Source organism: Cobetia marina (assembly GCF_001720485.1).
Taxonomy (GTDB): domain Bacteria; phylum Pseudomonadota; class Gammaproteobacteria; order Pseudomonadales; family Halomonadaceae; genus Cobetia; species Cobetia marina.
Genome location: NZ_CP017114.1, coordinates 2,405,786 through 2,429,470, shown reverse-complemented (window position 1 = coordinate 2,429,470; position 23,685 = coordinate 2,405,786). Strand labels below are relative to the sequence as shown.

The following is a 23,685-nucleotide window of genomic DNA, read 5'->3' as shown; positions in this document are numbered from 1 at the left end:
CGCAAGCTGCGATCATCAGTAGGGATCGAGGGCGGAAAGCGTCACGACCAGCCCCAGTACCAGCGCCGCCAACATCACTTCCAGTCGCGTCATCCACTCAAGGGCTCGTGTGGTGCCACCCTGGCCGGAAAGCTTCGGCACAAGCCAATAGCGATTGAAGAGGGCGATACTGACCATGCTGAGCACCAGCCCGATCTTGATGGCCAGCAGTCCTTGATAAGGGTGCGACCAGTCCAGCGAGGGTGTCCCGAGAATCAGCCCGGTATTGAGGGCCCCCGTCACGACCACCAGAGCGACCGCGAGGTGGCCCATGCGGGAGAAGCGTATCAAGGCAGCTCTGGCGGCTTGGCACAAAGTTTCGGCATGCAATGCACGCAGGGTGGACACCACCGGGAACAACGCCCCGATCCAGAAGCCACCACTGAGTAGGTGCAGCCATTGATTGGCGCGGTGAATACCTCCCAGCCAGCCACCGTGCATGGCGGCGTGACCGGAGAACGCAAGGCTTGCCAACATTGCCATGCTCGCAAGCGCCAGGACCACCAGGCGATGTGCGGGAATCACCATCAGCGCCAGCAGTGCCATCGACAGGATGCCTGCCTTGCCTGCCCAGGCAAGCCCCGAGGTCGTCTGGGTCATGACGCTCCATGCCAGGGAGACATTGGAGAGATCTCCCCAGCCAGCCCCGATGATGGCAGTCTGGAGTGGCAGTTGGAAGGCAGTGGCGATCACGGCCAATGCCAGTGCCAGGCGCAAGGCCCCCGACCAGCGCTCCTCAAGCCAGAGGCGCAGCTCGCGCGACGACGATGTCAGCAGGAATCCGCTGACGCCCCAAAGGAACACGACCGCTCCGTCAAGGACGAAGCGGCTCGCGGCAAGGGCGTTATCGGGGCCGATCACGGCGTGACGGTGAACTGATACTGGCCTTCGGTCTTGTGACCATCGGTGGAAAGCACATGCCATTTGACGGCATATTTTCCTGCCTCGAGCGTCTTGCTGACCGGAGCGTTCAACGTCTTGCCGCCATTGTCGAGAGTGGCATCCCCCAGGGAGACGGGGTTGCCATCGACTCTGCTGAGACCCAGGCCACTGAAGGGCAACTCCAGCCCTTCGCTGAAGGTGAGGCTGATGCTAGTCGGCGAGGCGATTCTGGCGCCGTCCGCGGGATTGGCACTGCTGACATGGGCGTGAGCGAATGCCTGGCCACTGAACAGCAGGCTGCCAGCGACGAGTGTGGTGAGCCAATGTTTTGCATGCGTCATCTTGATGTCCTCTGGACTTCGGTCGCGTTGACTTGTGCATGGTCCAGCCATGGGGATTCACACCCTCTGGCCAGAGGTATGCACTTGCAGAAGGGGCACGTTACCTCAGCCAGCACTGTGGTGTCCCCCGCAATAATGTCGCACCCCGAGTTCCGCCTGGTGGCGGATCAATGACTGATCAGAGAGACGCTACCCAGCCAGGCAAGCCTGAGTGCCAGCAATGACAGCGCCCATTTGAACAGGCCATCGAAGTGCCGGTTTGAGACACGATCCAGAAAACGCAGTCCGAGGCGGGTACCGATCAGGCCCGCACCGATCATCAGCACGATCAGGGGCAACCACTCATGGAAGAGAAACCCTGCCATGCCGAAGATGAAGGCCTTGGTGAGGTGCTGCGCGACCATGCAGGCCGCGAAGGTCGCCACCTTGGTGTGACGCTCGCCGCCGCCTTGCTTGATGAAGCTCGCGACCAGTGGGCCGCTGGCCCCGATCAGACTCGAAAGAAACGTCGTGATGGCACCGGCGATCAAGGTGCCTGTGCGGCTCAATGCCCGCTTGGGCAGCGGCGGCCCCCAGCAGGTGAACAGCACGAACAGCGCGATGGAAAGCTCCAGCACCCCCTCAGGCAAGCGGATCAACACCCAGGCCGCGACCAGCGCACCCAGCGCCACACCCGGCAGAAAGGCCAGCAGCCGGCGCATGTCGATATGGCGCCAGGTCATCGCCATGCGCCCGCCGTTGGAACCCAGCTGCACCATGCCATGCACCGGAATCAAGGCGGTAGCAGGCATCAACTGCGCCATGATCATGATCAGCAACGTTCCACCGCCGACCCCGACAGCCGCAGACAGCGCGGAGGTGGCAGCAGCCAGCAGGATCAACGCGATGACGATGGGCAGCGAGAGCGGGAAATACTGCGCGAGGCCGTCAAGCAGGCTTGCGAGGTAGGGAATATCGGCGGAATTGGCGGGCATTGCGGGCATCCTGTGCAGATAGCCAATAAAGAGAGGGAATGGGGGCTCAGGCAAGACAGTCGACATGATGCATGACCTGCCTGACAAGCGTGCAAGGCTACCGTGACAGAGAGGCTCTGCCCAGTATCTCAGGTGTCACCTGAGGGTGTTGCAGGCCCCCCTGGAAGATTCATCCGCTGATGAGCTGGCAAGTGTCGGCTGACTTGGACATCAGAGAGGTGCTTTCTGGAGGCAATGGTGTAGTGTCCGGTGCCTGTCATTGCCGTGGCTGGCGCTTTTCAGCCAGCACTCAGCATATACCTGCAGGATGGGGGGCTTTTCTGCAGATGTTGCGCTTGCCATGGGAGCGGTGTTCAGTGAAGGTCAGTGGGATAAAGGAGGGTAGGCATGAAGCTGTTGTTGCTTGAGGATGATGACCTGCTGGCAGAAAGCCTCGCTGAACTACTGGAAGATAATGGCTATCGACTGGATGTCTCCACGAGTCTGCATGAAGCACAGGCTTTCATGGCGACGGAACAGTATGCATTGGTCGTTCTGGATCTCGGGCTTCCGGATGGTTCGGGGTTGGAGTTGCTGAAACGCTGGCGACAGTCTCACGTGGATATTCCCGTGCTGATTCTTACGGCACGTGATACCTGGGAGGACAAGGTTGTGGGGTTGCGCAGCGGGGCAGATGATTATCTGACCAAGCCATTTCATGAAGCCGAGTTGCTGGCGCGACTTCATGCGCTGCTTCGGCGTCGCCAAGGGGGAGGCCATACGTATCTTGAGGTCAGCGGGATTCAGCTGGATGAGGAGTCGCAACGTGTCCGTTGCGACGGCGAGGATTGGTCGACCTTGACGGCTACCGAATTCCGTTTGCTGCGCTACCTCATGCATCATCCAGACAGAGTGCATTCCAAAGTGCAGTTGCTGGATCAGCTCTATGCACTGGAGCAGGATGCCGCTGCACCCAATCTGGTGGAAGTCTATATCGCTCGTCTTCGCCGCCGCGTGGGCAAGGACTTGATACAGACCCGTCGCGGACAGGGGTACCTGCTTGTTTCACATCGATCGTCGTAGCCTTCGTTTTCGTCTGCTGACACGCCTGGGAGGGGCATCCCTCGCTGTAGTGTTGTTTGCCTGGTATCTGCATGGGGTCTTTCTGCACGAGCTGGCGAAGGATTTTCTTGGTGAGCGTCTCAAGGATGAGGCATCTCACATCGTCACCTTGCTCAAGAAAGATGAGCGTCCTGTTGCCCAGCTCATGGTGGCGGCACGCGAGGAGTCTCTGAGCTTTCATCATTTCTATGTGTTGCGAGTCGGGAACGAGGTCAGTACTTCGCTTCCTGCCATGCCGATGGAGATGCTTCCTTTGCTTGAGGGCAAGGGGGATGCGTTGTTCATGCATCAGCTGCAGCAGCAGCCTATGTTGGCCTATCGTTATGGCTTTGATCTGCGCGGGCAACGGGTGCAATTGTTGATTGCCGAGAATTTCTCGCCAGTGGAGAAGGGCTTGACCCGAGTTCATTGGTGGATTGGTGCCAGCGCCTTGTTGTTGTGGGGAATTCTCGTGTCACTCAATCTGCTGGCGGTAAGACGGGGTCTCAAGCCCTTGAGTGGCTTGCGTCACCAGTTGAGTGAACTCCAAACCGGCCATCGAAAGCGGATTGTCCTCACGGTGCCGTCGGAGCTGGATACGCTGGTGTCACAGCTCAATAAGCTGCTGGATGAATTTGATCGCCGTCTGACTCGCTCACGAGAGTCCGTCGCCAACCTGTCCCATGCTCTAAAGACACCTCTGGCGGCATTGACGCAGGTGTTGCGGGGCACACGCCCGATCAATGAGGTACGTCGTGGCAAGATGCTGCAACGTGTCGAAGCGATACACTCCCAGCTGGAGGCCGAACTCAGGCGAGCCCGTATTGCTGGCCCACGTGCGGGCCAGACCACGCGCCCTGCTGAAGAGGCCGGGCGATTGATCGAGATGTTCCAGGGACTCTATCCGCAGCGCACCTTCTTGCTGGAGTGTCTGGGCGTATCTAATGAGCATGCGGATAGCTGGGTGAATGTCGAGACACAGGATTTCACCGAAATGCTCGGGATATTGCTGGATAATGCGGGCAAGTGGTCTGTCAATCAGGTGCAATGCCGAGTGACGGTAGAGAGTGACCAGGTCGTACTCTGTATTGAGGATGATGGTCCTGGGGTGCCGCAGGAACAACTGGCCCATCTTGGCGAGCGTGGATGGCGACAGGACGAAACTTACCCAGGTTATGGGTTGGGGCTCTCCATTCTTTCGCATCTCGTCAAGCAATACGCGGGTTGCGTGAGCTACTCATCAGGAGCAGCAGGGGGATTGAGAGTCAACGTGCATCTGCCAACACGTAAATAGTCTCTTCATTCAGGTTCGTTTCAGCTTGCCGTGGCTTCATCCATGTCATGACTTATCATTCATGACCCGGGGGCAACAATGGCCATGGCATCAGGAACGTCTGATTTCTCTGTATCTCGTCGTCAATTGCTGAAGGGAGGTTCTGCCCTGGGGCTTGGCACAATGGCACTTGGGGTGGCACCTGCCTGGGCCAATCCCTGGGGGCGAACATCAACGTATTCCCAAGGGGTTGTGCATGGCCCCGAAGTCTCGCTTGTCATTCGTCGTGAAGATTTCGACATCGACGGGCAGTTCGCGCGTCCCATCACGATCAATGGCAGCAGCCCGGGCCCCATGGTGCGTTTGAAAGAGGGGCAGGATGCTGTCATCAAGGTGACGAACCTGATGGATGAGCCGACCTCCATCCATTGGCATGGCATCATACTTCCCCCGGAAATGGACGGCGTGCCGGGTATCAGCTTCGCGGGAATCGCACCAGGCGAGACCTTTACCTATCGGTTTCCTGTCACGCAGAGCGGTACCTACTGGTATCACAGCCATTCAGGCCTTCAGGAGCAGGAAGGCCATGCTGGGCCCCTGATCATCGATTCAGCGACTCCCGAAGCCTTCACATATGATCGTGAGCATGTCCTGCTGCTCACTGACTGGACGTTTGAAGATCCCAAGACAGTCTTTCGCAATCTCAAGACCATGGAGGGGTATTACAACTTCCAGGAGCGGACTGTCGCTGATTTCTTTGCGGATGTGCGGCGTAGAGGGCTGGTAGAGACGATCGAGGCACGCAGCATGTGGGCTGAGATGCGCATGAGTTCGCGGGATATCGCGGATGTCACCGGCAGCACCTATACGTATCTACTCAATGGTCAATCGCCTGAGGAAAATTGGACCGCGCTCTTCAAGCGTGGGGAAACCGTACGTCTGCGTGTCGTCAATGGCTCGGCAATGAGTTACTTCGATTTACGTATTCCAGGTTTGAAGATGACCGTGGTCGCTGCAGATGGCCAGCCAGTGCAACCGGTAGAAGTGGATGAGTTCCGCATTGCCGTGGCGGAAGCCTACGATGTGCTGGTGACACCGGAAGACGACAAGGCGTACACCATCTTCGCCGAAGCCATGGACCGCAGTGGCTACGCGCGAGCCACGCTGGCACCTCGCCCCGGGATGGAGGCGCCCGTACCTGAACGACGACAGATCGCTGATCGCGGGATGGAGGCCATGGGCGCTCATGCGGGTATGGATCATTCGCAGATGGCCGGCATGGACCATTCGCAGATGGCAGGTATGGAACATTCGAAGATGGCAGGCATGGACCATTCGCAGATGGCAGGTATGGATCATTCGAAGATGGCCGGTATGGACCATTCGCAGATGGCAGGCATGGATCATTCGAAGATGACGGGCCTGCAAGCCGATGTAGCCAAGGATGGCATGCTGATGGCGGGTGCTGTTCAGCAGGGGGCTCGTTACGACCAGGCAGGCATCGGTCTGGATCAATCGCTGCGTCGTGTATTGGTCTATCAGGACCTCAAGGCCCATGCGCCCTGGCCGGACAGACGTGGCCCCACGCGCGAGATGGAGCTGCATCTGACCGGCAACATGGAGCGCTATATGTGGTCCTTCGATGGCAAGAAGTTCAGTGAAGTCAATGGCCCGATTCACTTCAAGAAAGATGAGCGACTTCGGCTCATCCTGATCAATGACACCATGATGGAACATCCCATACACCTGCACGGCATGTGGATGGAGTTGGAGAATGGTCAAGGAGATCTGATTCCTCGCAAACATACCTTGAATGTCAAACCGGGTGAGCGAGTGTCAGCGTTGATCACTGCAGATGCAGAAGGTAGCTGGGCTTTCCATTGCCATCTTCTGTATCACATGGACGCAGGTATGTTCCGTGTCGTAAAGGTTTCTTGAGGAGTCATCATGTCAATCAGTCATCATTCATTTCGTCTTGCCAGCGTGACGGCGTTTCTGTTCTCCAGTGCTGGTGTCTCTCAAGCGTTCGCTCAGGATGGCTATGATGCCCCGCAGTCATGGCCATCACCCATGGCAGAACATCTCCAGTGGAGTGCAGCATTCGATCGCCTGGAATATAGCCTTCCGAATAAGGGCGAGGACTCACTGGTATGGGATTTTCAGGCCTGGTATGGCGGAGATACCCATCGTGTCTATCTCAAGTCAGAAGGGGAAAATACCCAGGGCGATGGCGAAGACGCCGAGTTTGAGTCACTTGAGCTTCTTTATAGTCGCCTGATTGCCGATTTCTGGGAGTTTCAGATTGGAGGTGGCTATCAGGGCGGCGTACTCAGTGATGATCATGATGAAAGCGTGTATGGGGTCTTCGGGCTTCAAGGGACTGCACCCTACAGAATCGAGACGGATGCAGCAGTCCAATATCGAGAGGGAGGCATCGTCACTGCCAGTCTGGAACTTGAACATGATATACGCCTGACGCAGCGCTGGTATCTACAGCCACGTAGTGAAATCGTCCTTGCTGCCAATGAATCCAGACAACAGGCTATCGGATCGGGTCTCAATTCTGTGCGAATCGGCTTGCGTGCTCGCTATGAGGTGACTCGTAGAGTAGCTCCTTATGTAGGTATGTATTGGCAGCGGGAGTATGGCGAAACTGCTGATATGCGGCGTGAGGAAAGCGAGACGGTAGAAGATACGGGTATCGTGATTGGGATCCGCATGATGTTCTGAAGCACGCTGGCGGCGGTGTTCAGTCATCAGGTTACGCCTCCGCGACGGTGACCAGCATTCGTGGCATTCGTGAAGACCTGCTCATGATTGGATACTGCGCCTTTCCTGAATTTCAGGAAGCATGACGAGGCAAGGCCCCATTGTCTGCATGGTGTCAGACGATCTGTTCATTGAATATGCTTGCTTGACCAAGGGATATGACATGAAAAAAATGCTATGGGGAATGTGGCTGACGTTGATGATGCTGGCAACTCTTGGTGCGGGGGCGGTTTATTCCGGGGTCATCAGTGTGGCCGCGGATGACCCGCACTGGGGTTGGGTGTACGAAGTATTTGAAACGGCGCGTGATCGCTCCATCGAGTTCCACTCCAGTGCTATCCAGGCTCCCCTGCTTGATGATGAAGCCATGATTGTCGCCGGTGCAGGCAATTATGCCTCGATGTGCGCCTCCTGCCATCTGGCACCTGGTATGTCAGAGACAGAACTCAGTAGGGGGCTTTATCCCAGTCCCCCGAATTTCGCAGCATCTACCATGAGCGGTGAGCCTCATGAGCGTTTCTGGGTCATCAAGCATGGGATAAAAGCCAGCGGAATGCCGGCATGGGGGCAGAGCATGCAGGATGAGTACATCTGGCAGATGGTCGCTTTCATGGAAGAACTTCCTGACATGAGTGCTGCGCGTTATACGGCCCTTGTGGCAGCAAGTGATGGTCATCAACATGGCGGAGGTGAGACTACGCTATCGCAGTCATCGCACCATGCTGATGGGGTTGGAGAGTTACCCCATGATGATGGGCATCATGATGCTTTGCAGGAAAGCCCTGCTCAGGAAAGTCATGGTCTGAAAAGCAACGGTGATGCAGATGGTCATTCTCACGCCGCGCATGATCAGGAGCATCAACATTGAAATCGCGTGCGATACTGGGCAGCCCCAGGCTTGTATGGAAACTTTCGGGGCTGCCATTTCTTTACGCCATCTTGATGTTCGAGTATCAGACCGTAGGCGTTGCCTCGACCCGCTCCGCGCGCTCGGCACGCTTGAGCATGCGGTAGCGAGAGCGCACCTCGTCACGCTCCAGGTAGCAGCCCTGCAGCCAGCGGCTGCCGCTGTCGCCTTCGAAGGCATCGCGGGCGTGCAGCAGGCGGCGATTGTCGAAGATGACAAGGTCACCTGGCGCGTAGGTGAAGCGCAGGGCGGAGCGCGGCTCACGCAGCATGCGCTGCAGTGTCATCAGGGCGTCGTAGGCGATTTCGGTCTGCTCGAACGGTGCCATCATCGGGCCCCGCAGGAAGTCGGCGATCCGCACTTCCAGCAGCTCTCCCGCCTGGCCCAGCACGATCATTGGTGAATGCCAGACGTGATCGGTATTGCGCGAGGTATTGGCGTAACGCCAGTGCACCGTGATGAGGGTCTCATAGGCCTCTGGGTGTTCTTCCTTCAGTGCCGTGGCGATGGCGAAGCCATCCATCATCACCGCCATGCCGCCTTCCACGCTGTTCTCGATGCAATGCAGACACTGCAGGCCCGGCTGGTATTCCCGGGTCGGCAAGTCTACATGCGGTGGCAGCGCGATGGAGGTGTAGGCGTTGGAGTCCGGGTTCTGGATCGCGCGGACATTGAAGAGGTGACCGAAGTTGGTGGTGCGGATCGAGCCGATGCGCTCGGCGACCTTCTCCAGGGCGCCGGACTCCGCCGGCAGATTACGCAGACGCACCAGTCCCTTGCCGAGCAGCTCGTGCAGGGCCGGATTGAGGATCTCGGACTCCTGCTGGCTGCCATGCTCGGCACTGGCCAGGCGGGCGGCGTCGATGGTCGGGGGCTGTTCCAGCTGTTCACCATGCCAGAGAGCAAGCGGCGGCAGTTCTGGCGGCAAGACACTCTGGTTGTCGTAATCATTGGCACGCAGGAAGCCCGGGTGGAAGCGCAGGCGGCGGTCTTCCGGCGTGAACAGCACGCTGAGCGCACCGTCCTCATCGATGCTGGCCTTGGCGATCTCCGGCCATGCTGGCAGCTGGGAGAGATCCAGTATGCGTTCGCGTGTCGCTGGATTGATGGTGGTGTCATCCGCGGCGTTCTCGCGCAACCAGACACTGTGGAAACGACTGACGCGTCCGTCGCTCCAGCTCACGCTGAGATAGCGCGCTTCGTGGGTGACCTTCACGAGAGTCTCGTCAATCGGCCAGCTGTCGTAGTCGGGTGTCATCGGGAGCGCCATGGAGAGTCCTTCCTTCTGTCGGTGATCAGTTCCCCGACAGAATGGCAGTCCATGTAGGTGTCTTCTGTGCTCAATTCGACACCATCTGTGCCCAATTCGACATCTGGTGGGCGCGTGGCGTGTCAGCTCATGAGACGGGACGCGGTGGCTGGCGTCGTGCCTGTGTCGGGGTGATCCCGAAGCGGCGACGAAAGGCGCGGGTGAAGCTCGAGTGCGATGTGAATCCGCAGGCCAGGGCGATATCGGTGATGCCGTGGCGGGTGTCATGAAGCAGAGTGCGCGCATGCAGCAGGCGACGTTCTCCCTGATAGGCCTGAGGCGTGCATCCCAGCCCTTGCTGGAAGCGCCGCTCCAGCTGACGCCATGAGAGCCCGAGCTCCTCGGCCAGTGCCTCGATGCTGAGTGGCGCCTCCAGGGTGTTTTCCATGCGCGTGATGGCACGTCTGAGCAGCGGATCTGCCAGGTCTGCCGATTGTTGACTGAGGCCGCGCTGCCGGCTGGCGGGCAGTCGTCCCTGATCGAGAATCAACTGTTCGCGTACCGCCTGATAGAGCGTCTGGCCATGCTGGCGGCGGATCAGCTCCAGACTCATGTCCAGCGGGGCGCTGCCTCCGGCGCAGAAGAAACCGTCATCACTGATTTCATAGAGAGACTCCACGGCATCCACCTCATCGAAGCGTTGGGTGAATTCCGGCAGGCTCTCCCAGTGCAATGTGACCGTCTTGCCCGTCAGCAGGCCTGCACGTGCCAGCACGAAGCAGCCGGTGTCCACGCCCCCGAGCTGGCAGCCGCTGCGGGAGCGCTGCTCAAGCCATTGGAGAGTGCGATCTTCCAGATAGGCTTCCGGGGCAAAGCTGGTACATACGACCAGCTTGTCCACCGAGGGGAGCTCGTCACGTGCCGTGTCCACCGGCAGGACCATGCCGTTGGAGGCCTTGACCGGTGCGCCATCCTGACTGGCGAGTGTCCACTGATACAGGCGTGTCCCGCGCAGGCGATTGGCGATGCGCAGCGGTTCGATCATCGAGAACAGCGCGACCATCGCGAAGCCCGGCAGCAGGAAGATGCCCAGTTGGTGGCGCTCGTGCTGAGTCGGCGAGGCGAGCGCTGCCGTCAGGGGCGCGATGCCGGTGGGCTGCGCTGACAGAACGCCATCTTCCGCCAGGCCGACGGCGCTGCGGGAATCAGGAGAGGAGGCATGGGAGTCGTGTGATGACATGAACGCTCTGGCAATGAAGGCGTCGGGTGGCTTGGCATCGAGTCGAACCCCATGACATTAGCCTGTTCGCTGGCAGAGTGCGAGGCGTCAGCCAATCCCCGCTCGATCGCTCGCGGGTCATCAGGGGGAGGGCGGTTGGCGGGAAACAAGAGGCCCGAGTGTAATCTCGGGCCCGTATGGCGTGAAGGCAGGCAGCAAGACGTTCTGTCACACCATTCTGAGGCAGTTCCGCCCATCTTCCTTGGCGGCGTACATGGCCTCGTCCGCGCGAGCGATGAGCTGCTCGCGCGTGGCACGCTCGCTGGGTGCAAGACAGGTAAGTCCGATGCTCAATGACAGTGGCAGGCGTTGTCCAGCGTGCTCCACGACACTGTCCTTCATGCGCTGACGCAGCGTATTGATGCGTGTGGCAGAGTCGCTGAGCAGTGAATTGGGCAGGATGGCCAGAAATTCCTCACCTCCCCAGCGGGCGAGAGTATCCCCGGGCAGCAGAATGTCCTCGGCGAGGACACCCAGCTGCTGCAAGGCAAGGTCACCGGCGTCATGGCCGTAGTTGTCGTTGATCTTCTTGAAGTGATCGAAGTCCAGCAATGCGACGCACAATGGTTGGTCGACCTGGGAAGTCGACAGCGCGGTGATGCTCTCCTCCAGCACTTTCTGAGCATGACGTCGGTTGTAAAGGCCGGTCAGCGGGTCAGTGATCGCGACCTTCTCGAGCGCCTGATGGGCTTCCTTCAGAGCATTGATGTCATTGGCACGCGCGACTTCATGTCCGGCCCACAGTGCGATGAGACGCACCAGCTCGATATCCTGCGAAGTGAAGGGTTTCACCGGATCGGGGCTCGAGAAGTTGAAGGTACCGTAGCGTTCTCCATCCACGATCACCGGCGCGCCGATGTAGGCTTCCAGATTGAAGTTGGAGTAGCAGGGATGGTTTCTGATCTCGCTGCTTGCCACATGGTGGAAGGCTTGTACGCTATCGGCCTTGTAGACGTGATCACAGTAGGTATCGCTGAGAGAGAAACTCAGTCCCGGTGCCAGCAGGTCTTCCGGATGGCAGGCACGCTGGACGACGTAATCACCATCCGTGATGCGGCTGAAGATACCGATGGGCAGGCCAAAGTGGGCACATCCCAGTTTCAGGAGTTCATCAATGCGATCATTGAAGGACAGCTGGCGAGAAGAGGTGATGGCGTGGAGTCGGTGCAGGGTGTGCTCTGCTGTCACGCGACGAGAGACATCGCGGATCAGGCCGAACATGAAGGTGTTGTCGCTGGACGGGTCCTTGATGGGGCCGCCGAGTGTCTCGCCATAGAAGAAGCTGCCATCCTGACGTCGATAGCGAATGACCCGCCCCTCCCTGGGGGGCAGGGCATCGGTTCGGAATTGTCTCGTGCCCTGGCGCTCGAATTCATCGTTGGAGGCATACAGTATGCGTGTCTGCTGGCCGATCAGCACGTCACGCGGATAGCCGAATGCCTTTACCGCGCTGTCGTTCATGTAGGTGATGTGTCGCTGATCATCCGCAAGCAAGATGATATCGTCGATCTGGCCAAGCATCTGGCCCAGCAGGGTTTGAATCATCTCAAAGCGTTGCATGACGCATGCTCCTTGAGTCGTGCCGGTATCTTGGGAGGGGCATTCCTTGCCGCAGTCGTCATTCACATCGCTGGGAAGGCACGGACGTTACCGTCATCAAGCAGTGGCGTCGCGACGGCTGTTGCACGTTACTGAATTCATCTTAACGTATGGGGATGCAGTCGCGTCTTGATCTCATCCCGCTCGGCATTCGTATATTCAACGTAAGGGTATTGCAGTGCCAGAGGCCGTATCGTCAGGTTCCCCCCAACCGTCCACTCGCCAGGATGACCTCGAGCCGGACACAGGCGTGAAAGCGACTCCCACCACGGCTCATCAGGGCTTCGTGATGACGCGACACTGGCGGGATACGCCGGAAGGTGTCGTGATCAGCGTCTGGATTCGTACCGAGGATGGCGGGATGCGAGTCCAGACTCAGCCCCAGGAGGTGGTCGCTTTCCTGCCAGCTGAACAGCAGGTGCTGGCGCAGACTCTGGTCCGCTTCCAGCCCGGGGCCGAGTTGCGCCCGTTGGCACTGGAAGACTTTCATCATCGACCGGTGGTGGGGCTTTACTGTCGCGAATACCGCACGTTGGGGCAGCTGGCACGTCGTTTGAAAGCGATCGGTGTCGACGTCTATGAGGCGGATGTCCGTCCGCCTGATCGCTATCTGATGGAGCGCTTCATCACGGCGGGCGTCACGGCGCGTGGTGAGCGTCACGCCGATGGCAGTCTGCACAATGCACGCCTCATGCCGCTTGACGGCTACCGTCCCCCCCTGCGTTGGGCATCGCTGGACATCGAGACCGATGCCCGGGGCAATCTGTATTCCATCGCGCTTGAAGGCTGCGGCCAGCGTCAGGTCTACATGCTGGGCCCGGCGAACGGTGAGACGACTGCCCGATGCGATTTCGGGCTCGAGTATCGGGACAGCCGGCGTGAATTGCTGCAGTGCCTGATCGACTGGGTGGCACGCCACGATCCGGACGTCATCATCGGCTGGAATGTCATCCAGTTCGATCTGCGCATGTTGGTGCGGCTCTCGGAGGCCGAGAATCTGCCTCTGCGCCTGGGGCGCGATGGCAGCACGATGCAGTGGCGAGCGCATTCGCGTCAGGCGGAGCACTATTTCGCCGAGATTCCCGGCCGGTGGGTGGTGGACGGCATCGAGGCGCTCAAGTCGGCATTCTGGCATTTCGAGTCGTTCAGCCTCGAGAATGTCTCGCGTGAGCTGTTGCAGGAAGGCAAGGCCATCGATGATCCCTATTCCCGTCTGGACGAGATCCTGCGCATGTTCGCCGAGGACAAACCGTCGCTGGCGCGCTACAACCTCAAGGATTGCGAGCTGGTCACGCGTATCTTCGAGCGGACGCGGCTGATGGAATTTCTGCTGGCGCGGGCCAGTGTCACCGGACTTGAGGCCGACCGCAGCGGTGGCTCGGTGGCGGCCTTCACCCACCTTTATCTGCCGCGCCTGCATCGACTCGGCAAGGTCGCGCCCAATCTGGGAGATGTGGTGGGGGAGGACAGTCCCGGCGGCTTCGTGATGGACTCCCTGCCCGGACTCTACGACTCGGTGCTGGTGCTGGATTTCAAGAGCCTGTATCCCTCCATCATCCGGACCTTCCTGATCGACCCGCTGGGGCTCATCGAAGGGTTGCATGAGTCGGAGGATGTGTCGTTGGGCCAAAGCGTCCCGGGGTTTCTCGGTGCGCGGTTCTCGCGTGACAAGCATTGTCTGCCCGCCATCGTCGCGGAGATATGGCAGGCGCGGGACGCCGCCCGGGCGGCAGGCGATGTGCCGCTGACGCAAGCGCTCAAGATCATCATGAACGCCTTCTATGGCGTGCTGGGCTCACGCGGTTGCCGATTCTTCGACCCGCGTCTGGCCTCCTCGATCACACGGCGTGGCCATCAGATCATCCAGCAGACGGTGGCGTTGATCGAAGCGCGCGGCTACACCGTGATCTACGGTGACACCGACTCCACCTTCGTCTGGCTTGGCGAGGCGCACACGGAGGAGGAGGCCGGTGAGATCGGCCGTGAACTGGCCGCCCACGTCACCGCCTGGTGGCAGCGGCATCTCAAGGACAGTCTGGGGCTCGACAGTGCTCTGGAGCTCCAGTTCGAGACCCATTATCAGCGTTTTCTGATGCCCACCATCCGGGGAGCAGAGGAGGGCAGCAAGAAGCGCTATGCAGGCCTCCGGCAGATGGGGGAGGGAGGTGAGAGCGAGCTGGTGTTCAAGGGGCTCGAGTCCGTGCGCTCCGACTGGACGCCGCTGGCCAAGGTATTCCAGCAAGGCCTCTATCGCCGCATCTTCGAGGGAAGCCCCTACCAGGAGTATCTCAAGCGCTACGTGCAGGAGTCTCTGCAGCGCCATGCTCAAGGGACTGACAGCCACTCTGACGTGGATGCGCTGATCTATCGCAAGCGCCTGCGGCGACGTCTGGATGACTATCAGCGCAACGTGCCCCCGCATGTGCGGGCAGCGCGTCTGGCGGATGACGAGAATCGTAGGCGCGGCCTGCCGTTGCGTTACCAGCGTGGCGGCTGGATTCGCTACGTGATGACCACTGCCGGGCCGGAGCCTGTCGAGTACCTGCGCTCTCCCATCGATGTGGAGCATTATCTGAGTCGTCAGCTCAAGCCCGTTGCCGATGGCATTCTTCCGTTCGTGAAGGATGATTTCGATCGTCTGCTGGATCGCCAGATGACGCTATGGTGAGACTCACGGCCACTTGAGTGGCCCGTGACCGCCGAGCGCCATGAGCGGGGGCGGTCCTCGCGGGGACAGGTGCAGAGAGCAGGATCGCGCGACGGCACCTACCGCTGTCATTTCGTAGTGATAATATTTCTCATTATTTCTTGCATTAAAGTATGCGCGCCGTAAGATTCCTGTCGGCGCAGTCACATGAGCTGCGTCGCCGCCTTCTGGTGGCGGTCTGATTGCCATGGTGCCCGGGAGCAGGTGTGACGTTACTGAAAGTGGTTCTTGCCCATTATCGCTGGTCCTTTCTTGGTGTGATCTTTCTGAGCCTTGTCAGTGCAGGGCTGGGAATCGGTGTCATTGCCTATATCAACCAGCGACTCATCGCGCATTCTGCCACCGTCCCCCTGGACGAGGGGCTTGCGGCCCATGTCGGGGTGCTTCCGGAGTTTCTCGGACTGATTCTGCTGTTGTTGGCGATTACCCTGGGGGCACAACTGGCGTTGACGACGCTGGGGCATCATTTCGTGCACGGACTGCGCGGGCGTCTGGTCAAGCAGATCCTCGATACCGATATCGAGCGGCTCGAGCAGCTGGGCAGTGCCAATCTGCTGGCGAGTCTGTCGAGTGACATCCGCAACATCACTCTGGCGTTCGTGCGCCTGCCGGAACTGGTGCAGGGCATCGTGCTGACCCTCGGAGCCGTGTTCTATCTTGGCTGGCTATCCCCCGGCATGATGCTGGTCACCGCCATCTGGGTGACCTTGACCATCATGGGGGGCAGCTGGCTGGTCACGCGAGTCTATCGCCACCTGGCCGAGGTGCGTGAAGCGGAGAGTCGCCTGTACGCCGACTATGAGGCGGTCATCGATGGGCGCAAGGAGCTGGCGCTCAATCGACCCCGTGCGCGTGACTATTTCGACACCCGCTATAGCGTCAATGCCCAAGAGTATCGCCATCACGTCGTGCGCGCGGATACCTACCACCTGAGCGCCGTCAACTTCTCCAACATCATGATGCTGGGTGCCATCGGCATCGTCTTCTATCTGGCCAATGGCCTGGGCTGGGCCAGCGGTGAAGTCGCCGCAACCTTTTCCCTGACGCTGCTGTTTCTGCGCACGCCCTTGATCCAGGCCGTGGGGGCATTGCCGACTCTGCTGGGGGCGGATGTGGCCTTTGCCAAGCTGCGCAAGCTGGCATTGGCACCGGTCAACGCCGATTTCGCGTCTCCTCAAGATGCACCGCCGCAGGGACATGCGTCAGCCGCAGGCTCGTCGGCCGGGTCTGACTGGCAGACCTTGAGTCTGCAGGGTGTCTGCTTCCGCTACGCCGGCCACGAGACCCTGGGACAGGACATTGCGCACAACGACGCGCAGGCCTTCTGCGTCGGCCCGCTGGATCTTACCCTCAGGCGTGGAGAGCTGGTCTTCCTGATCGGTGGCAATGGCAGCGGCAAGTCGACCCTGGCCAAGCTCTTGACCGGCCTCTATCGGCCGACATCAGGCTCACTTCTGCGGGACGGGCACCCGATAGGAGAAGACGAGCGGGAAGCCTGGCGTCAGCAGTTCTCGGCGGTCTTCACTGATTTCCATCAGTTCGATCGCCTGCTGGGGCCGACCGGTGAGCCGGCAGATCCGGCATTGATCGCGCAGTGGATCGACTACCTGCAGATGCGCGAGAAGCTGGTGCTCGAGGAGAACCGTGTGATCAACACCGAGCTGTCTCAAGGGCAGCGCAAGCGACTGGCGCTGTTGATGGCCGTGGCAGAGCGTCGCGACATCGTGTTGTTGGATGAATGGGCGGCAGATCAGGACCCGCAGTTCCGCCGTATCTTCTATCGCGATCTGTTGCCACGTCTGCGCGAGATGGGCAAGACGGTCTTCGCCATCAGTCACGATGATCATTATTTCGCGCAGGCGGACAGGTTGTTCGAGATGCGCGCCGGCACGTTGCAGGAGTTGTCGGGCGCCCAGCGTGATCGCATCAGCCAGGATGCCGTCGCGCGTCTGGATGAAGCCTGAAACAACCCGTTCGGGGTGGCGGCGGGGGCGGCCGCGGTCGCTCATTTCCTCCGACATCACCAGACAGGCAGTGACAGGACGTGAGCCCCGGAGGCGGTCTCATGTGATGTATCAGGGATGATGCCCGGCTGCAGCGTGAATCGCCCTCGGGGTGCTGCAGTCGGTCAGACGCGCCATTTTCGGGATTGCATGCTGGTGCATGCAGAACGGTGTGTCACCACGGTTCACATTAGATGAATACGAATCATCCTGATTCCATTCCGTATTCGCCATGAGCGTGCCAGTGAGAGACGCCACGAGACGGAAGGGGAGATTGACCACACAACGATCGTTGCAAGGGAACACGACATGTCCAGACATCCAACATCACGGCAGACACCTGTCCGGCCGGCACTCGCCCCTCTGTCGCATGCCATACGGCTCTGTATCGCGGCAGGGCTCCTGTCACAGTCGGCCAGCGCGCTGGCCACCGAGACCGATGACACCATGGTCGTGGTCGGCACGGCACTGAAAGTCGATGCGCCACTGGTGGAGACACCGCGTCCGGTCTCGACGGTCAATCGCGAAGAGCTCGACACGCGCAACGTCCAGCAGCTCGATGAAACCTTCCGTTACCGTGCCGGCGTCCTGTCTGGCCATTATGGGTCCGACAACAATACCGACTGGTTCAAGGTGCGTGGCTTTGATCAATCCACCTATCAGGATGGCCTGCGCATCTACCGTGAAGGCTTCTATCAGTGGTTGCCGGAGACCTGGGGCCTGGAGCGGGTCGATCTGTTCAAGGGACCTTCTTCCATCCTCTATGGTGAGGCGCCTCCCGGCGGGTTGATCAACGCCATCAGCAAGCGCCCCACCGATGAGCCGCAGAGCGAGATTCAGATTCAGGTCGGCAATCGCGGTCTGCGCCAGACGGGGCTTGATACCAGTGGCTATCTGAGCGAGTACGGGGATGTGCGCTATCGTCTGGTCGGGCTGTACCGCGAACGTGATGGGGATCTGGATCATACCGAGAACGAGCGCTACTACTTCGCGCCGAGTCTGACCTGGGACATCTCGGAGGCAACCCAGCTGACGCTGCTCGCCAGCCTCCAGAAGGATGATGGCGTCCCTACCAATGCCTTCAAGCTGGCCTATGGCACCCATGATGATACGCCGTTCGGCAAGGTGGACCCGCAGACCAACTACAGCGAACCGGGGTATGACAAGGATGAGCGTACCCAGACCTCCCTGGGGTATGAGCTGCGCCACCAGCTGAACGACACCTGGGCGCTGGAGCAGGATTTCCGCTATAGCCAGCTGGATCTCGACCTGATCAGCAGTTACATCCTCTATCAGTCCTCGGCGCGCGAGGGACAGCGGGGGCTGCTGTACCGCGAGGGCACCATCGACAGCTATACCGTCGACAATCGGGCCATCGGCAAGTGGTATGGCGAGCGCACCGAGAACACCTTGCTGCTGGGCGTGGATTATCAGAATCTGAGCCTGTCGGGCAAGGAAGCGGATGACTATGCCTTCGGCGATCCGATCGATCTGTTTGACCCGCAATACGGCAATTACACCGCCTTGAGCGATGACCAGATCACGCGGCGCGATATCGACAAGGAGCAGATCGGCCTCTACGTGCAGGATCAGCTGCGCATCGACGACAAGTGGGTACTGCTGGCGGGGGTGCGCTACGACCAGGCCGAGACCGAGAACGTCAATCAGACGACGGGGTCACGTGAGCGCTCCGATGATGACGAGATCAGCTGGTCAGGTGGGGTGATGTACCTGAGTGACTTCGGCCTCAATCCCTATCTGAGCTATACCGAATCCTTCGAGCCGATCAGCGCGACCGATGATCGCGGTTCGCTCTATGAGCCTCGCGAAGGACGCCAGTGGGAACTGGGCGCCAAGTACCAGCCCGCCGGCTGGGATGGCTACGTGACGGCGGCTGTCTTTGATCTCACCGAAGACAATACGCTGGTCACCACCGGCGGAATCCAGGTGCAGGAGGGCGAGCGTCAGTCGCGTGGCTTCGAGCTGGAAATGGTCGGTTATCTGACGGACCATCTCAAGCTGACCTCGGCGTATACCTATACCGATGCGCGTCTGGAAGACGATGTGCGTGCCCCGCTGATACCGCGCCACCAGGCCTCCAGCTGGCTGGATTACGCCTTCGAGCGTGGTGCCCTGGAGGGGCTGCGTCTTGGGGCGGGTGCCCGTTATGTCGGCGAATCGGTGGATGGCGATGCCACCGTGTCCGACTATCTGCTGTTCGATGCGATGGTCGGGTATGACTTCACCCGCGAGCTGAGCGCTCAGGTCAATGTCAGCAACCTCACCGACAAGGAATATGTCGCCAGCTGCAGCTACTGGTGCTACTACGGGGAATCCCGCAGCATCATCGGCAGTCTGAGCTATCGCTTCTGATTCCTTGCGCCTTTGTATCATGTCCTTTTGAACGACAACGCCCCGCAGGCATCCGCCTGCGGGGCGTTGTCGTTTCCTGCCGCGTGCCACACTCTCGCCCGCGACCTGGAGCAGTGGTCATCCCGTGATGCGCCGTCTACATCAACGCCAGATGGTTGTCCCAGTGGGTATTGGCCAGGCGCACCGGCCCCAGCGCCGGCAGCCCGTCCTCATCGATCAGCAGCCATTCTCCGCGACCATTGCTGACCACGAACCCCGCGGGAGTCTCCTGAGTGGCCGGTACTGCCAGCGCCCCCGCACAGTCGGCGAAGTCCAGTGTCGTCTCAAGCTCGCCGGTCTCGAGGTTCCACAGCGTGATCAGGTTGCCCCTGGGGGCAGTGGCCACCGCCAGGTGGCCCTCGGGGGCGATGGCGATGCTCGCGATGTACTGCTTGAACTGAGGGACGTATTCCAGCGGTAGCGGCAATTCCTGCAAGGTCTCGCTGGCGGGGCGTTTCATCACCACCAGGGGGTGATGGTCCGAGGCAGGTCCCTGATACTGATACCCCGCGACGATGGTGCCATCGCGGCTGACATCCAGATGACGCAATGACAGCTGATGATGCGATGGTTCGCCTTGCCAGTGAATCTCGCCCGAGACGCGATCCAGCAGCGTCAGATTGGACTGCATCGACTCCAGATTGAGCTTCACGCGACCGGTCTCCGGGCGCGTGAGAATTCCGCCATTGGCGATGATCAGCTGCCGACCGTCCGGATGCAGACGGATCTCATGTGGGCCGATCCCGCCACTGGCGAACTCGCCAAGTCGCGCGAAATCGCGATGCATGTCGTAGATCCCGATACGGCCTTCCCCGGAGGTGATGGCGTTCTCGGTGGTGTAGAGCAGACCGCCATCCGGGCTGAACACGCCATGCCCATAGAAGTGGCGGTCCGGCGCGGCTTCGATGCGCGTGATCCGCTCACCGGTCTCGAGGTGGAAGACATTGATTTCGGTGCCGGGGCGCCGGGCGAAGATCAGTGCCCAGGGCTTGTGAGGATGGCGGGTGGCGCCATGGGCGCGTTCCTTGATGGGCTGACGCCAGCGTTCCTGTCCCTGGTAACTGGTACAGCTGGCAAAGTGCTGCCCCGTGTCATCGTCACAGGCCGAGATGGCCACCCCGGCTGGCACATGGCCTCGAGCACTGGCGGCATTGTTGCCACCGGCCAGTGCCGCGCCGCCGGGTAACCCCAGCAGCGGGGTGCAGGCCAATGCCTTGAGCAGTCGCCGGCGCTGACGTGCCTCCGTTGGATGGGTATCCAGCATGCCATGTCCTGCTTTGTTCACGTGCTTCACTCCCGAATCAATCGCCATCGGTACTGTTGAAGCCTAGAGACAGCCCGAGTGCCGGGTTGAGGGTATCGGCAAAGCCTGCCTGCAGGGTCTCGAGGTGGATCATGGCCTGCTGCAGATCGCCATTGCGCGGGTCGTCGCGCAACATGCCAGCAAGATCCGCCGGCAGGGCGGCGAAGGCGTCACGCGCATCGGCAAAGTCTCCGGTGGTGGAGGCCACCATGCGCGGGTCGACCTGCTGATTCAGGTAGCCCTGAATGCCTGCGACCTCGTCATTGCCGAGCCAGAGCGTCTCCATCATCGCAAGCGTCGCCCCGATGTTGGCAAGCCCCATGCCGCCACGCCAGGACTCTGCCGCGTAGGGGTTGGCCGTGCCGCCGTTGTCGAGCCCGATCGGGCGGCGCAGCTTGCGGTCCTTGATGGCCTCAAGCTGCACGGTCATCGCGCGTACCAGGGAAAGCACGGCGTCACGTGGATCGCTGAAGGCGCCAGTGCCATCGGCCAGGTGTGGCGCGAACTGCTGCCACTCTTCGAGCAGCGTCTTGCCGGTGCTGGCGGCGTAGGCGGTGTCGGCCGTCATCAGCTCACACCGCCGCGTGTTGGCGGTGAGGGGCGAGTCGGCATAGCGGGCATCGAACAGTTGAAATTCCACACTGCCCAGCCCCTGCATGACGATGGATTGCTCCGCCAGGCCATCGGCCGTGATCGGGGCATCGCCAGCGAGCAGGGCACGTGTCTTGCCTGACACCAGGTCCTTCTTGTCCGGCCAGAAATACAGCTGCCATTGGCGAGAATTCTGCAGGATGGGGCCCATCTCGACCCAGTTGACCTGATTCAGACCCAGCATGGCGCTGCGCCAATCCTCCTTGAGCGTCTCGAGCGTCACGTTACCCTCGGCGGAGCAGAACGCCTGGCTGTGCTGCGAGAGCTGCGTCAGGCGGTTGGCGAGCTGCTGGTGGGCTTCGCTCAAAGTGTCAGCGGCAAACTGGCTGACGGCGTCCGCGCTGGTGGTGTTGGCGCTAGAAGAGTCCGATGCCGCCAGTGTGCTCGTCGACAGCAGTGCGGCGCCCAGCAGGGTCATGGCGGAAGTCATCAGCGCCAGGGGCGAGGGCTTGCGCGTGAAAGGTTTCATCGGGATGGCAGCAGAGGTGAAGGTGTCACGGGACATGTCGCGGGATTCCTTGTCAGAACGGCACGCCAGGCGAAAGTCGGGGGCGTGCCAGAGTCGGCTGGCGGGTAGGGGCTGAGTGGAGATCAGAGCGATTCCAGGAAGCGCAGCAGCGCCTGCCGCTGGTCAGTCGGCAACGCCACGACCTTGTCTCGACTGGCCCTGGCTTCCCCGCCATGCCAGAGCACGGCTTCAAGCAGGGTGCGGGCGCGTCCATCATGCAGGAAGCCCGTCGCGGGATTGACCGTCTGCGCCAGGCCGATCCCCCAGAGTGGCGGCGTGCGCCACTCATTGCCGGTCGCCTCGAATTCGCGGCGATCATCTGACAGGCCATCGCCCATGTCATGCAGCAGCATGTCGCTGTAGGGCCAGATCGTCTGGTCAGCCAGTTGGGCGGCCACACCACCAGACGCGGTCGTCAGGCGTGGTCGGTGGCAGCTGGCGCATTCAAGCTCCCGGAACAGTTGCTCGCCTTCGCGCACCGTCGGGTCATCGAGGTCACGTCGTGTCGGCACGGCGAGATTGCGCGAATAGAACGCCACATTGTCCATGACGTTGTCTTCCACCTCGATGGTGCCCCCGTTGGGCAGGTCTGCGCATTTCTGGACCGGCGTGCAATCGGTGGAGCTGACCAGATTCGATGTCAGGCCCATGTCGCCGGCGAACGCCTTGGCGCTTTGCTGGCGAACGTCGGGTTGGCCGGCCTTCCAGCCAAAACGCCCCATGACCTCGTGCTGCTCGGTCAGTGACCAGACGGTATTGGCGCGACCGCTGATGCCATCGCCATCCGCATCCTGCGGGTCGGCCCACTCGAGCAAGGTCTCCTCGCTGACCGCCTCGAGCAGCCCGAGGCCTACCATGCCCGGGGCAAGGCGCGGTGAGAGTGCAATGGGGCCAGGGTCGCCGAAGCCAGCCTCGACCAGGGAATAGCGCGGTTTGCGCAGCAGAACGACCTCTCCATCCGCCAACGGGACGGGCATCTCTTCATGGACGACCTGCATGCGGCCTTCGCGCTCGATACCGGGCACCGCGGCATTCTGCAGCTGAGTGCCATAGACGGGGTGCGGCATCACTCCAGCGATGCGGCGGAATTCACGCTCCTCATCGCTCCAGCTGTCCTCGTGGCTGTCCGGCATGCCCAGGCGCAGGAAGAGGCCCACCGAGGGGTCGCCCTCGGCCGGCAGACTGCCGCGTCCATCCTTGACGTGGCAGTTCTGGCAGGCATTGGTGTTGAACAGCGGACCGAGGCCATCGCGAGCGGTGGTGCTGGCGGGCGCGATCACCCATGGGCTCTTGAAGAAGCTGTTGCCGACGCTGAAGGACAGACGTTGATCGAAGCTCAGGTTCTTGGCCGGCAGGGAATAGGCATTGGTATCGTGCTTGCGCACGCTGCCCTCGCCACCACTCTTCGCGGTGTCCTGCAGTGGCAATGCGGCCAGATAGGCGCTGACGGTCAGCGGTGTCTGGGCGGCCTGTGCCACGCCCTGGGGCAGGGCGGTCAGTGCGATGGCAAGCGACAACGCGTGAAGGATCGGGTGTTTCGGGATGACGTGTGGCATCGATGTAGGTCCTGGCTTGCGCGGTCAGGCTGCGAGTCCATCAGTGGCCTTCGGGCAAGGCACTCTGAAGAATTAGCAGGCGCGCATAAAATGCTGGCACGAAAGCATCAACGCCCGAACCTGTACGAGACAGGTTCGGGCGAGGGGGCTGCG

Annotated in this window: 17 protein-coding genes; 8 read left to right on the top strand and 9 right to left on the bottom strand. The window is 60.6% G+C overall.

Annotated features, from left to right (window positions below; translation table 11 throughout):
* Positions 1-15 precede the first annotated feature (15 nt).
* The 3 genes from copD to BFX80_RS10205 all read right to left on the bottom strand — a co-directional run bounded on the left by copD (position 16) and on the right by BFX80_RS10205 (position 2,236).
* A complete protein-coding gene (gene copD, locus BFX80_RS10215; RefSeq protein WP_164850334.1) occupies positions 16-843 on the bottom strand; it encodes a copper homeostasis membrane protein CopD in 828 nt (275 codons plus the stop codon).
* 53 nt (positions 844-896) lie between these two features.
* Positions 897-1,262 carry a copper homeostasis periplasmic binding protein CopC gene (gene copC, locus BFX80_RS10210; RefSeq protein WP_084208789.1) on the bottom strand — a complete coding sequence of 122 codons (366 nt, stop codon included), beginning with the start codon at positions 1,260-1,262 and terminating at the stop codon, positions 897-899.
* Between the two features lie 167 nt (positions 1,263-1,429).
* Entirely contained in the window at positions 1,430-2,236 is an 807-nt protein-coding gene (locus tag BFX80_RS10205; protein ID WP_084208788.1) for a sulfite exporter TauE/SafE family protein, read from the bottom strand.
* A 387-nt stretch (positions 2,237-2,623) separates the two neighbouring features.
* On the opposite strand from BFX80_RS10205, the gene BFX80_RS10200 reads away from it, so the two are divergent.
* The 5 genes from BFX80_RS10200 (at position 2,624) to BFX80_RS10180 (ending at position 8,226) form a co-directional block, all read left to right on the top strand.
* Complete coding sequence (locus BFX80_RS10200) at positions 2,624-3,298, top strand: response regulator (protein WP_077376839.1); 675 nt, start codon at positions 2,624-2,626, stop codon at positions 3,296-3,298.
* Positions 3,276-4,610 (top strand): ATP-binding protein, encoded by a 1,335-nt coding sequence (locus BFX80_RS10195; RefSeq protein ID WP_084208787.1) that lies wholly within the window; start codon positions 3,276-3,278, stop codon positions 4,608-4,610. Before BFX80_RS10200 ends, BFX80_RS10195 begins: the two co-directional genes overlap by 23 nt.
* 84 nt (positions 4,611-4,694) lie before the next feature.
* Positions 4,695-6,527 (top strand): copper resistance system multicopper oxidase, encoded by a 1,833-nt coding sequence (locus BFX80_RS10190; RefSeq protein ID WP_157109522.1) that lies wholly within the window; start codon positions 4,695-4,697, stop codon positions 6,525-6,527.
* A gap of 9 nt (positions 6,528-6,536) precedes the next feature.
* Positions 6,537-7,319, top strand: a complete 783-nt coding sequence (locus BFX80_RS10185; RefSeq protein ID WP_077376829.1) for a copper resistance protein B — start codon at positions 6,537-6,539, stop codon at positions 7,317-7,319.
* Positions 7,320-7,521: 202 nt separating this feature from the next.
* Positions 7,522-8,226: a c-type cytochrome gene (locus tag BFX80_RS10180; RefSeq protein ID WP_084209733.1), complete on the top strand. Its 705-nt coding sequence runs from the start codon at positions 7,522-7,524 to the stop codon at positions 8,224-8,226.
* A gap of 85 nt (positions 8,227-8,311) precedes the next feature.
* Here the strand turns inward: BFX80_RS10180 and BFX80_RS10175 are convergent, their stop codons facing one another.
* From BFX80_RS10175 to BFX80_RS10165, 3 genes are all read right to left on the bottom strand, one after another.
* Positions 8,312-9,535 carry a TauD/TfdA family dioxygenase gene (locus tag BFX80_RS10175; RefSeq protein ID WP_084208785.1) on the bottom strand — a complete coding sequence of 408 codons (1,224 nt, stop codon included), beginning with the start codon at positions 9,533-9,535 and terminating at the stop codon, positions 8,312-8,314.
* Positions 9,536-9,662: 127 nt separating this feature from the next.
* Positions 9,663-10,754, bottom strand: coding sequence for a GlxA family transcriptional regulator (locus tag BFX80_RS10170; RefSeq protein WP_240499531.1), 1,092 nt, complete (start codon positions 10,752-10,754; stop codon positions 9,663-9,665).
* Between the two features lie 207 nt (positions 10,755-10,961).
* Complete coding sequence (locus tag BFX80_RS10165; protein WP_084208784.1) at positions 10,962-12,353, bottom strand: bifunctional diguanylate cyclase/phosphodiesterase; 1,392 nt, start codon at positions 12,351-12,353, stop codon at positions 10,962-10,964.
* Between the two features lie 289 nt (positions 12,354-12,642).
* Between BFX80_RS10165 and BFX80_RS10160 the strand changes: the two genes are divergently transcribed.
* The 3 genes from BFX80_RS10160 to BFX80_RS10150 all read left to right on the top strand — a co-directional run bounded on the left by BFX80_RS10160 (position 12,643) and on the right by BFX80_RS10150 (position 19,475).
* A complete protein-coding gene (locus tag BFX80_RS10160) occupies positions 12,643-15,060 on the top strand; it encodes a DNA polymerase II (RefSeq protein WP_240499530.1) in 2,418 nt (805 codons plus the stop codon).
* A gap of 245 nt (positions 15,061-15,305) precedes the next feature.
* Positions 15,306-17,063: a multidrug ABC transporter permease/ATP-binding protein gene (locus BFX80_RS10155; protein ID WP_084208783.1), complete on the top strand. Its 1,758-nt coding sequence runs from the start codon at positions 15,306-15,308 to the stop codon at positions 17,061-17,063.
* A gap of 348 nt (positions 17,064-17,411) precedes the next feature.
* Positions 17,412-19,475, top strand: a complete 2,064-nt coding sequence (locus BFX80_RS10150) for a TonB-dependent siderophore receptor (RefSeq protein WP_084208782.1) — start codon at positions 17,412-17,414, stop codon at positions 19,473-19,475.
* 136 nt (positions 19,476-19,611) lie between these two features.
* On the opposite strand, the gene BFX80_RS10145 is transcribed toward BFX80_RS10150, so the two are convergent.
* From BFX80_RS10145 to BFX80_RS10135, 3 genes are all read right to left on the bottom strand, one after another.
* A complete protein-coding gene (locus BFX80_RS10145; protein ID WP_164850333.1) occupies positions 19,612-20,799 on the bottom strand; it encodes a DUF1513 domain-containing protein in 1,188 nt (395 codons plus the stop codon).
* Positions 20,800-20,815: 16 nt separating this feature from the next.
* Positions 20,816-21,973, bottom strand: a complete 1,158-nt coding sequence (locus BFX80_RS10140; RefSeq protein WP_084208780.1) for an imelysin family protein — start codon at positions 21,971-21,973, stop codon at positions 20,816-20,818.
* Between the two features lie 86 nt (positions 21,974-22,059).
* Positions 22,060-23,532, bottom strand: coding sequence for a di-heme oxidoreductase family protein (locus BFX80_RS10135; protein WP_084208779.1), 1,473 nt, complete (start codon positions 23,530-23,532; stop codon positions 22,060-22,062).
* Between the last annotated feature and the right edge of the window lie 153 nt (positions 23,533-23,685).

Coding starts and splice junctions, on each gene's coding strand:
- copC (WP_084208789.1), bottom strand. CDS start 1,262: ATGACGCATGCAAAACATTGGCTCACCACACTCGTCGCTGGCAGCCTG.
- BFX80_RS10205 (WP_084208788.1), bottom strand. CDS start 2,236: ATGCCCGCCAATTCCGCCGATATTCCCTACCTCGCAAGCCTGCTTGAC.
- BFX80_RS10200 (WP_077376839.1), top strand. CDS start 2,624: ATGAAGCTGTTGTTGCTTGAGGATGATGACCTGCTGGCAGAAAGCCTC.
- BFX80_RS10190 (WP_157109522.1), top strand. CDS start 4,695: ATGGCATCAGGAACGTCTGATTTCTCTGTATCTCGTCGTCAATTGCTG.
- BFX80_RS10185 (WP_077376829.1), top strand. CDS start 6,537: ATGTCAATCAGTCATCATTCATTTCGTCTTGCCAGCGTGACGGCGTTT.
- BFX80_RS10180 (WP_084209733.1), top strand. CDS start 7,522: ATGAAAAAAATGCTATGGGGAATGTGGCTGACGTTGATGATGCTGGCA.
- BFX80_RS10175 (WP_084208785.1), bottom strand. CDS start 9,535: ATGGCGCTCCCGATGACACCCGACTACGACAGCTGGCCGATTGACGAG.
- BFX80_RS10170 (WP_240499531.1), bottom strand. CDS start 10,754: ATGTCATCACACGACTCCCATGCCTCCTCTCCTGATTCCCGCAGCGCC.
- BFX80_RS10165 (WP_084208784.1), bottom strand. CDS start 12,353: ATGCAACGCTTTGAGATGATTCAAACCCTGCTGGGCCAGATGCTTGGC.
- BFX80_RS10150 (WP_084208782.1), top strand. CDS start 17,412: ATGTCCAGACATCCAACATCACGGCAGACACCTGTCCGGCCGGCACTC.
- BFX80_RS10140 (WP_084208780.1), bottom strand. CDS start 21,973: ATGTCCCGTGACACCTTCACCTCTGCTGCCATCCCGATGAAACCTTTC.
- BFX80_RS10135 (WP_084208779.1), bottom strand. CDS start 23,532: ATGCCACACGTCATCCCGAAACACCCGATCCTTCACGCGTTGTCGCTT.